Genomic DNA, 9,178 nt, shown 5'->3' with positions numbered 1-9,178 from the left:
GTCACCGGGGCGTGGGTGGCCGGGACCGGTATCGTCAGGAGATCTACGAGTTCCTGCGCACTCGGATAGAGGACGGCAGCTTCCCCTTCCGTTCCTTCCTGCCCAGCGAGAACCGGCTGAGCGCCGACTTCGCCACCACCCGCCCCACGGTGCGCAAGGCGGTGCAGTATCTGGGCTCTCAGGGTTACGTTCAGCCCATCCACGGCAAGGGCATCCAGGTGATCTACCGCCCTCGTTCGACGTCCCTGTTCTTCCTGTCCGGCATCGAGTCCCTGGCCGAGGCCGGCAGACGCATCGGCATCACGGTACGCACCGTGCTGCTGTCCGCAACGGTTGAAACCATTACCGACTCGGTGGCGCAGGCCTCCGGCCTCACCGCGGGCGCGCAGGTGCTGTACCTGCGCCGGCTGCGGCTGCTGAACGACCGGCCCGCCATCATCGACCACAACCGGTTCCTGCGCTCGGTGGTCCCCGACATTCCCCGGGAAGCCGCAGAGACCTCCATCTACGCCTACCTGGAGAACGAACTGGGGGTGCATATCGCCACGGCCTCGCGCATGATCACCATCGAGGGGGCGGACGAGTTGGACCGCCGCCACCTGGACCTGGGCGGCCTGGACTGCGTGGGAGTTATGGAGTCGCTCGGCTTCGACTCTGGCGGGGTGCCGTTCGAATACACCCGCTCCCACCACGTCCCGCAGACATTCGGCTTCGTCTCTGCGGCGCAGCGACTGCCCGCCCAGCGGTGACGGCGTAGGCCGACGGCCCGGTCGGCGCGCACACAACACGCGCGCCGACCGGGCCGCCAAGAGGCCGAGCTCGTCAGCGAGCCACCGGCTCGCGGTTGCCCAGCCGCACCTTCTCCACCGTGCGTTCGGTCTCGAAGTCGGACTCCTTGAAGCCGAAGAAGTAGGTGGCCAGGAAGGACACGGCCAGGGTCACGAGCGAGGCGATCCAGAAGCCGGTGAAGGAGCCGTCAAGGCCCGCGGGGTTGACGAAGGACGGGAAGCCCACGAAGGCGCCGGTGAAGCCCCACATGTTGACGTCGAACAGGCCGGTGAGCAGGCCACCCACGGCGCCGCCGATGGAGGCGGTGATGAACACGCGCCCGTACTTGAGGTTCAGGCCGTACATGGCGGGCTCGGTCACCCCGCACAGGGCGGAGATGGTGGCCGGGCCGGCCAGCTGCTTGATGCGGGGGCTCTTGGCCTTGACCCACAGTGCGAGCGCGCCGCCGCCCTGGGCGATCATGGAGGCGGAGACGATGGCGTTGAGCGGCGAGTAGCCGGGGTCGGCGATCTGCTGAGAGATGATCGGGATGACCGCCCAGTGCAGTCCGAAGATGACCAGGCACTGGTAGAAGCCGCCGATGAGGAACCCGGCCACCGGGTACGAAAGGCTCAGCACCCAGCTGACGGCCTGGGCGATGCCACCGGAGATCGTCATGACGATCGGGCCGAACACCACCAGCACCAGGGTGGAGACGATGAAGATCTCCAGCAGCGGGGCGAAGATGGAGCGCACCACCGCCGGGATCCACCGCTTGAGCCACGGTTCGATCTTGCTGGCCAGCCAGGCGGCCACGATGATCGGGAAGATCGAGTAGGCATAGGCGTTGCCCTCGGGCAGGGAGACGGGAATGCCGAAGAAGTCGGAGTTGAAGACCGTCCGCCCGATCCGGGCGATCACGTGGTAGTCCTCGGCGGAGGAATTGGCCATGGAGACCACCGACGGGAAGGTGAGCACGCCGCCGATGATGGCGACGATGATCGGATCCGCGCCGAGCCTGCGGGCCGAGGTGAAGCCGATGATGATGGGCAGGAAGTAGAACATCGACGAGGCCATGGCGTCGATGAAGGTGTAGGTGGAGGTGCCGGTGTCCACCACGTTGAACTGGGTGAGCAGCGCCAGGATCCCCTTGAGGATGCCGGAGGCGGCCAGCACGCCGATCACGGGGATCATGGAGCCCGTGATCACGCCGATCAGGGAGGAGAAGCCGTACTTCACCCAGCCGATGGGCGTGGTGGGCTTCGGTGCCGCCGGGGCCGCCTCCGCGTCGTCGGCCCCCTCGGCCAGGCGGGGCACCTGCTTGACGATGGCGTCGTACACGTCGCCGACGGTGGCGCCGATGACCACCTGGTACTGGCCACCCGCACGGGCGACGTCGATGACGCCCTCGGTCCCGGTCACGGCGGCGTCGTCGGCGAGGGACTCGTCCTTCAGGTAGAAGCGCACCCGGGTGATGCAGTGGATGACGGAGCGGATGTTGTCGGCCCCGCCCACCCCGGCGATGATGTCGCGGGCGGTGGCGTCGAAGCCGGTCAGGCCGTCGTCGACCGCGGCGGCCCGGGGCGAGGCGGCGCCCGCCGCGGCAGCGGTCTTGAGCACGGCGGTGGCCACGCTCGCGCCGGCCTGCGCCTCCCCCTCGACAACCTGTAGCCCGGCCAGGGCCTTGGCGGAGTTGGTCACGGCCACGATGGTGGTGGTGTCCTTGCCGGCGGCGGTGATGGCCGCCAGGTCCATGGTGCCCAGGGACTGGCCGGACCGGACCTCCTGGCCGACGGCGGCGGTGAGGCGGAAGGGACGCCCCTCCAACTCGACGGTGTCGACCCCCAGGTGCAGGAGCACCTCCAGCCCCTCGGGGGTGGCGATGCCGACGGCGTGGCCGGTTTCGGCCACCATGGTGATGGTTCCGGAGACCGGGGCGACGACGTCGCCGGAGGTTGGGGCCACGCCGAAACCCGCTCCGAGGGCCCCGGAGGAGAAGACCGGGTCGGGTACATCGGCGAGGGCGATTATCTTGCCGGAGACGGGCGCTACCAGCGCCGTATCCGAAGCAGATGCTGGGGACATGCGGAGAGCTCCTCTCAGAGCCTGGTCGTAGTGCGGATGATGATGGCCAGTGCCTCGTACGGGGACAGAGTCATGACGGGGCTGAGCGGCCTTGTGGGGTAGTTCCCGATGAGCACTTCTCCGGTGAGGAACTCACTGGGAACCTCGACCGTGGTCGGGTGACCACGGAAGCTGGTGATGACGAGCAGGCGAGCAGCGTCGCCCTCGTCAACGGTTGGACCCGCGGCGTCGGCGGATGCGCCGGGCCCGGGTGCGGGCAGGGTGCGGATGTAGGCGAATACGTCGGGGTTGTCGAGCTCCCAGGGGGCGTAGTCGCCCTCGGCGATCACCGGCTCCGTCTTGCGCAGTTCCACCAGGCGGCGGTAGTAGGGCAGGATGCGGCCGCCCGCCTCCTCGGCGGCGACGTTGATCGCAGCCGCGTTGGTGGGGCGTAGCCACGGCGTGCCGGTGGTGAAGCCGCCGCCGGCGGTCGCGTCCCACTGCATGGGGGTGCGGGCGTTGTCACGCGCCTTGGCGTGGACGATGGCGAAGGCGTCCGCCTCGCTGTGCCCGGCGGCCACCAGCTCGGCGTAGGCGCCCAGGGCCTCGACGTCCACGTAGTCCTCGATACCGGTGTAGTCCGGATCGGTCATGCCGATCTCCTCCCCCATGTAGATGTAGGGGGTGCCGCGCAGCAGATGGATGGCGGTGGCGAGCATGGTGGCGGACTCGTAGTGGTAGCGGTCCGGGTCACCGAAGCGGTTGATCGCCCGGGGCTGATCGTGGTTGTTCCAGAACAGGGCGTTCCAGCCGCCGCCGGCCTGAAGGCCGAGTGCCCAGTCGTTGAGGATGTGCTTGAGGGCGGGGATGTCGGGCTCGGCCAGGGTCCACTTCTGACCGTCGGCGTAATCGACCTTGAGGTGGTGGAAGTTGAACACCATCGACAGCTCGCGCCGCGCGGGGTTGGTGTAGTCGACGCAGGCGGCGATGGAGGTGGAGGACATCTCCCCCACGGTCACGGAGTCCGGATCCTGGCCGAAGCTGGCTCGGCACAGTTCGTGCAGGTAGTCGTGCACGAGCGGCCCGTCGGTGTAGACGAGGCGGTCGTCGGTGCCGGCGGGCGCGTCCGCCAGGGGCTCGGTCTTGCCGATGAGGTTGATGACGTCGAAGCGGAAGGCTCGCACGCCGTGGGACCGCCAGAAGTTGATGACCTCCGCCGCGCGGGCGCGCACCTCGGGGTTGTGCCAGTCCAGGTCGGCCTGGCCGGGATCGAACAGGTGCAGGTAGTACTCCCCTCCCAGTGGGCGGCCGGACTCGTCCACGGGCCCGAAGGGCGCCCAGGCGGGGCCGCCGAATTTGGAGACCCAGTTGGTGGGCAGGATCGGCTGCCCCGCCGAGCCGTCACCGCGGGCCGGGCGGAGGTAGAAGTAGTCGCGGTAGCGCTGCTCGCCGGCCAGGGCCCGCTGGAACCACTCGTGCTCGGTGGACACGTGGTTGAGCACCATGTCCAGCATGGGGCTGATGCCGTGCTCGGCCAGGGCGGCGACGAGCTCGTCGAAGTCCTCCATGGTGCCCATCGCCGGGTCCACCGCGCAGTAGTCGGCGACGTCGTAGCCGTTGTCACGGCCCGGCGAGGGGTAGAAGGGGTTGAGCCAGACATAGTCCACGCCCAGGGAGGCGATGTAGGGGACCTTCTCAAGGATGCCGCGCAGGTCACCGATGCCGTTGCCGGTGGTGTCCTTGAAGGACTTCGGATAGACCTGGTAGACGACGGCGTCGTGAAAGCTCATGGGTTGCTCCGGGGTCATTCACGCTGCCGCTCCCATGCGGCAACTTGTATACACAAGTAGACACCGTGGTCGGGATCATGGCAAGTCGAGAGCGCCAGGTGTGACGCAGGTCCCTGCATCCCTCGACCGCGGCCGCGCCCGCGTATCGACCCCGGCGGGAATCGACTGAGGCGCACGGATGTCCGACGGTTGCGCAGTGTCCAGCCCAACAGCCCACCTCCCCTTCCCCGGCGGTAGGCTGCACCCGCTCGCCCGGGCAGCGAGAGAACCGAAGCGGCGGAAGGAGCACACGTGCGCGTACTGGCAGCCATGTCCGGCGGAGTCGATTCCGCCGTCGCCGCCGCGCGCGCCGTCGAGGCCGGCCACGAGGTCGTCGGCGTGCACATGGCACTGACCCGCAACCGGGCCGCCACGCGCTCCGGCGCCCGCGGCTGCTGCTCCATCGAGGACGCCGGCGACGCCCGCTGGGCGGCCGAGATCCTGGGCATCCCCTTCTACGTGTGGGACCTGTCGGAGGAGTTCGAGGAGCGGGTGGTCGCCGACTTCCTGTCCGAGTACCGCGCCGGCCGCACCCCCAACCCGTGCGTGCGCTGCAATGAGCGCGTCAAGTTCGACGTGCTGCTGGAGCGCGGCCTGGCGCTGGGCTTCGACGCCGTCGTCACCGGTCACTACGCCCGCCTGCGCGGCGGCGCCGTCGCCGGCCGCCCAGGTGAGGCGAACACCCTGGAGCTGCATCGGGCCGCCGATGCGGCCAAGGACCAGTCCTACGTGCTGGCCGTCTCCGGGCGCGAGGGACTATCGCGCGCCCTGTTCCCCCTGGGGGATGCTCCTTCCAAGGCGGCGGTGCGGGCCGAGGCCGAGCGCCGCGGCCTGCCGGTGGCGGATAAGCCGGACTCCTACGACATCTGCTTCGTCGCCGACGGCGACACTCGCGGCTTCCTGCAGCGCAGCCTCGGAGCTCAGGAGGGCAACATCGTCTCCCCCGACGGCGAGGTACTAGGCACCCACGGCGGCTACTTCGGCTTCACCGTCGGCCAGCGCAAGGGCCTGGGACTGACCCGTCCCGCCGCCGATGGCCGCCCCCGCTACGTAATAGAGACGCGCCCGCGCACCAACGAGGTCGTGGTCGGTCCCGCCGAGCTGCTGCGGCGCACCGTTGTGGACGGCAAGGACCTGGTGCTGCTGGACTCCCCCGATTCGCCCGCCGACGGAGTCGGCTGGCAGGACGTGACCGTACAGGTGCGGGCACACGGCCGCCCGGTGCCCGCGGACGTGACCGTGGATGCCGCGGCCGGCACGCTGCACGCGGTGCTGCGCCAGCCCCTGCGGGGCCTGGCCGCCGGGCAGAGCGTCGTCGTCTACGGCGGGGACGACGGCGGCCGGGTGCTGGCCCAGGCGACAGTCGCCTGAACCGCACACCCGGCCGCACAGCCGCAGTTCAGCGCAGGGAGGTGTGGTGCTCGATGGAGCGCACGCCCCATGTTCCGAGCGCCACCGCCAGCAGCGGCCACACGGCGATGAATCCTAGCCCCAGCAGGGTCGGGTCGCCGCCCGTGCGCATCGCCTCAATGAAGTCCGGCAGCATCCATGTATTCACGATGTCCCCGGACGGAATCCCCATGCTCACGGGCACGATCAGCAGCAGTAGCAGCGAGAGCACCTGCGCCACCAGATACAGTCCCACGAAGCCGATCACGGGCGCGCCAAAGCCGAGGTGGTTCCAGCGTCCTTGCGCCCCGATGCTCATAATCGCGGACACGCACACGATCACGCAGGCAAGCTCCACGATCATGTACACGACGAAGCCGATCACCCAGCCGGTGCCGAAGAAGTCCAGCATCTCACGCACGGGTTGGAGCAACTCACCGAGGCCGATTCCCTGAGCCCGTGCGGTCACCCACGCGGTCACCAACAGGCCGACTGCGGTGAAGCACGTCGCCACCAGGCCGGCCGCGAAGGCATACAGGGTCTTGGCGGCGTACAGCAGCCGCCCGCGCACCGGGATCGCGTGGGTCAGGTAGCCGCGTGAGCCGTACATGGACTGCCAGTACTCGACCGCGGTGTGGATGAGCACCACCGGTATGGCCAGACCGAAGGAGATTACCCCGCCCAGCGCCCCGAAGACGTTCAGTACCGGCAGGTTCAGGAACGTGACTCCGAGGAAGACCAGCCCGAATACCGTCCAGATGCCGAGCATCTTCAGGTGTATGGGGGCCAGGAAGCAGATCTCCTCATTCAACAGTGTGCGCAGCATCAGCGGTACTCCTTCCTAAACAGGGCGTCCAGGCTCATGCCGTGAGCCTCACGCAGGTCATCGGCGTCGCCGGCGAGCAGCAGGCGTCCGTCCTTGAGGAAGACGACGGAGTCGACGATCGGCTCCACGTCGGCGATCAGGTGAGTGGAGATCACCATCAGTGCCTCGGGGTCGAAGCCCTGCAGGACGCCGCTGAGGATGACGTCCCGCGCGGCGGGGTCGACCCCGGAGATGGGCTCGTCGAGCAGGTAGACACGGGCGCGGCGCGCCATGATCAGACTGACGCGCAGCTTCTCCCCCATGCCCTTGCTCATCTCCTTCAGGCTCCGGTCCTTGGGCAGGCCGAAGAACTCCACCAGTTCGCGGGCGCGGTCGGCGTCGAAGTCGGAGAACAGCCGGGAGAACATGGCTATGGCCTGCTCGGCCTTGAGCTCCGGCGCCAGGAAGTCGGCGTCGGGAAGGAAGGCGACCAGCGCCTTGGACTGCGGTCCGGGCACGTACTCACCTACACGCACCTGGCCGTCGTACTCCGACAGCAGGCCCGCCAGGATCTTCAGCAGGGTGGTCTTGCCCGAACCGTTGGAGCCCATGAGGCCGACGATCCGGCCGGCCGGTAGGTTCAGGGTCAGGTCCGCCAGCGCCAGGCGGCCGCGGTAGGCCTTGGTCAGGTGCGCCACCCGGATCAGTGGGGCGGCACCGTCGGGGACTGGGACGGCGGTGAAGCGCGCCGCGGGCGACGGCGGAGCCGATGAGTGCCGGTTCATGAGTTTTCTCCTGTGTCTGCCTGGGGCATGGCGGGACGGTCGTTCCAGCGCTCCCGCAGGAGGGCGGATGCCTGCGCCAGATCCATGCCGACGGCGGTAAGGGCGGTGATGAAGGCGTCCGTGGCGTCGGCGGCGAGCTCGCGGCGCACGGCGTCGACGACGGCGGTATCCGTGGTGACGAAGCGGCCTGCGGTCCGTTCGGTGCTGGTCAGGCCGGTGCGATCGAGTTCGGCGAGGGCGCGTTGGACGGTGTTGGGGTTGACGCCGGATTGCGTGGCCAGTTCGCGCACGCTGGGTATCCGGGTGCCGGTCGGCCAGGCGCCGGTGACGATCCGCAGGCGGAAGTCGTCGACCAGTTGCAGCCAGATCGGCCGGGAGCCGTCAAGATCCACGGGGCCTCCCCTCTTGATGGGCGGACGAATGTGCTCATGAGCGCAGTGGACAGGCGACCGGAAGGCCATCTGTATTACTGCACTAGTACAGTGACACATGTGGCATGTGGAAGTCAACAAGCTCCGCCCCGGCGCGCCGACCAGCCCCAGGCCCACCACGGGTTGCACGAGAACGCACCCACCCCGCCATATCGACCGATCTCGGCACGTAACTTCTACCGATCTCGGCACGTAACAACTATCGATCTCGGCGCATGAAGCCGCCCCGCCCCGGAATGAACCGGGACGGGGCGGACCGTCAGTAGTACGGCAGGTGGCGCTCAGCCGCGCAGGCGCGCCAACTCCTCAACCAGCTGGGGCACGACCTCGGCGACGTCGCCGACCACGCCGTAGTCGGCCATTTCGAAGATCGGCGCCTCCGAGTCGTCGCAGATGGCGACAATCGTGCCGACACCTTGAATGCCGCTGGTGTGGTGGACGGCGCCGGACACGCCCAACCCGATGTACAGGCTGGGGGCGATGGAGACACCGGTCTGCCCCACCTGGGCGGAGCGCTCGATCCAGCCCTCGTCGCAGGCCACGCGGGTGGCGCCGATGGCGGCGTCGAGCGGATCGGCGAGGGAGTGCACCAGGGCGACGTCGCCGTCGGTGCCGCGTCCCATCACCACCACCCGCTGGGCCTCGGACAGGTCGGGGCCCGCGGCGGCGTCACCCACCTCTCGGGAGACGACCTTGACGGCCGCCGCCTCGGCGCTGAGCGGCACCTCAAGCGCCTCCACGGCCGGGACGTCGGAGCCGGCCGCGCTCGGTGCGGATGCCGCGGCACTCGGGTGCACGGAGATGACCGGGGTGTGGTCGGCCTGCGCCGAAACGGTCATGGTGGTCGACCAGGTGCCGGACAGCACCAGCTTGGAGGCGTGCAACTCGCCGTCGACCACGCGCAGGTCGCCGACGTCGGAGGCGCAGGCCGAGCCGAGCAGTACGGCCGCCCGGCCGGCGATCTCCTTGCCGCGGTAGTCGGCCCCGACGAGCGCGACCGCGGGGGCGACGGAGCCCACGGCCGCAACCACGGCGTCGGCGGCGACGGCGGCCACGACCTCACGGCCGCCCAGGTCGGCGGCGAGCAGGCGGGTCGCACCGGCGGCT

At 69.2% G+C, this 9,178-nt stretch carries 8 protein-coding genes; 2 read left to right on the top strand and 6 right to left on the bottom strand.

The features are described from left to right. The first annotated feature begins 11 nt into the window (after window positions 1-11). Window positions 12-749, top strand: coding sequence for a UTRA domain-containing protein (locus tag BN1056_RS06255; RefSeq protein ID WP_210579855.1), 738 nt, complete (start codon window positions 12-14; stop codon window positions 747-749). 73 nt (window positions 750-822) lie between these two features. On the opposite strand, the gene BN1056_RS06250 is transcribed toward BN1056_RS06255, so the two are convergent. Beyond that, the gene (locus tag BN1056_RS06250) at window positions 823-2,853 is read right to left on the bottom strand and encodes a PTS sugar transporter subunit IIABC (RefSeq protein WP_210579835.1); all 2,031 of its coding nucleotides are present in this window, start codon (window positions 2,851-2,853) and stop codon (window positions 823-825) included. A 14-nt stretch (window positions 2,854-2,867) separates the two neighbouring features. After that, on the bottom strand, window positions 2,868-4,622 hold the full coding sequence (locus tag BN1056_RS06245; protein ID WP_210579834.1) for an alpha,alpha-phosphotrehalase: 1,755 nt from the start codon (window positions 4,620-4,622) through the stop codon (window positions 2,868-2,870). Between the two features lie 291 nt (window positions 4,623-4,913). On the opposite strand from BN1056_RS06245, the gene mnmA reads away from it, so the two are divergent. After that, complete coding sequence (mnmA, locus tag BN1056_RS06240) at window positions 4,914-6,032, top strand: tRNA 2-thiouridine(34) synthase MnmA (RefSeq protein WP_210579833.1); 1,119 nt, start codon at window positions 4,914-4,916, stop codon at window positions 6,030-6,032. 28 nt (window positions 6,033-6,060) lie between these two features. Here the strand turns inward: mnmA and BN1056_RS06235 are convergent, their stop codons facing one another. The 4 genes from BN1056_RS06235 to BN1056_RS06220 all read right to left on the bottom strand — a co-directional run. After that, the gene (locus BN1056_RS06235; RefSeq protein WP_210579832.1) at window positions 6,061-6,876 is read right to left on the bottom strand and encodes a hypothetical protein; all 816 of its coding nucleotides are present in this window, start codon (window positions 6,874-6,876) and stop codon (window positions 6,061-6,063) included. Continuing rightward, the gene (locus tag BN1056_RS06230) at window positions 6,876-7,640 is read right to left on the bottom strand and encodes an ABC transporter ATP-binding protein (RefSeq protein WP_210579831.1); all 765 of its coding nucleotides are present in this window, start codon (window positions 7,638-7,640) and stop codon (window positions 6,876-6,878) included. Before BN1056_RS06230 ends, BN1056_RS06235 begins: the two co-directional genes overlap by 1 nt. Then, the gene (locus tag BN1056_RS06225; RefSeq protein WP_210579830.1) at window positions 7,637-8,032 is read right to left on the bottom strand and encodes a GntR family transcriptional regulator; all 396 of its coding nucleotides are present in this window, start codon (window positions 8,030-8,032) and stop codon (window positions 7,637-7,639) included. The genes BN1056_RS06230 and BN1056_RS06225 overlap by 4 nt, the downstream gene beginning before the upstream one ends. Window positions 8,033-8,352: 320 nt before the next feature. Next, on the bottom strand, window positions 8,353-9,178 hold an 826-nt coding region (locus BN1056_RS06220), incomplete at its 5' end, for an electron transfer flavoprotein subunit alpha/FixB family protein (RefSeq protein ID WP_244671549.1).

This window comes from Actinomyces succiniciruminis (assembly GCF_900002405.1).
In the GTDB taxonomy this organism is placed as follows: domain Bacteria; phylum Actinomycetota; class Actinomycetes; order Actinomycetales; family Actinomycetaceae; genus Actinomyces; species Actinomyces succiniciruminis.
Note: the sequence above shows the minus strand (reverse complement) of the source record. Positions and strands in the feature narration are given on the sequence as shown.

Coding starts and splice junctions, on each gene's coding strand:
- BN1056_RS06235 (WP_210579832.1), bottom strand. CDS start 6,876: ATGCTGCGCACACTGTTGAATGAGGAGATCTGCTTCCTGGCCCCCATA.
- BN1056_RS06245 (WP_210579834.1), bottom strand. CDS start 4,622: ATGAGCTTTCACGACGCCGTCGTCTACCAGGTCTATCCGAAGTCCTTC.
- BN1056_RS06230 (WP_210579831.1), bottom strand. CDS start 7,640: ATGAACCGGCACTCATCGGCTCCGCCGTCGCCCGCGGCGCGCTTCACC.
- BN1056_RS06250 (WP_210579835.1), bottom strand. CDS start 2,853: ATGTCCCCAGCATCTGCTTCGGATACGGCGCTGGTAGCGCCCGTCTCC.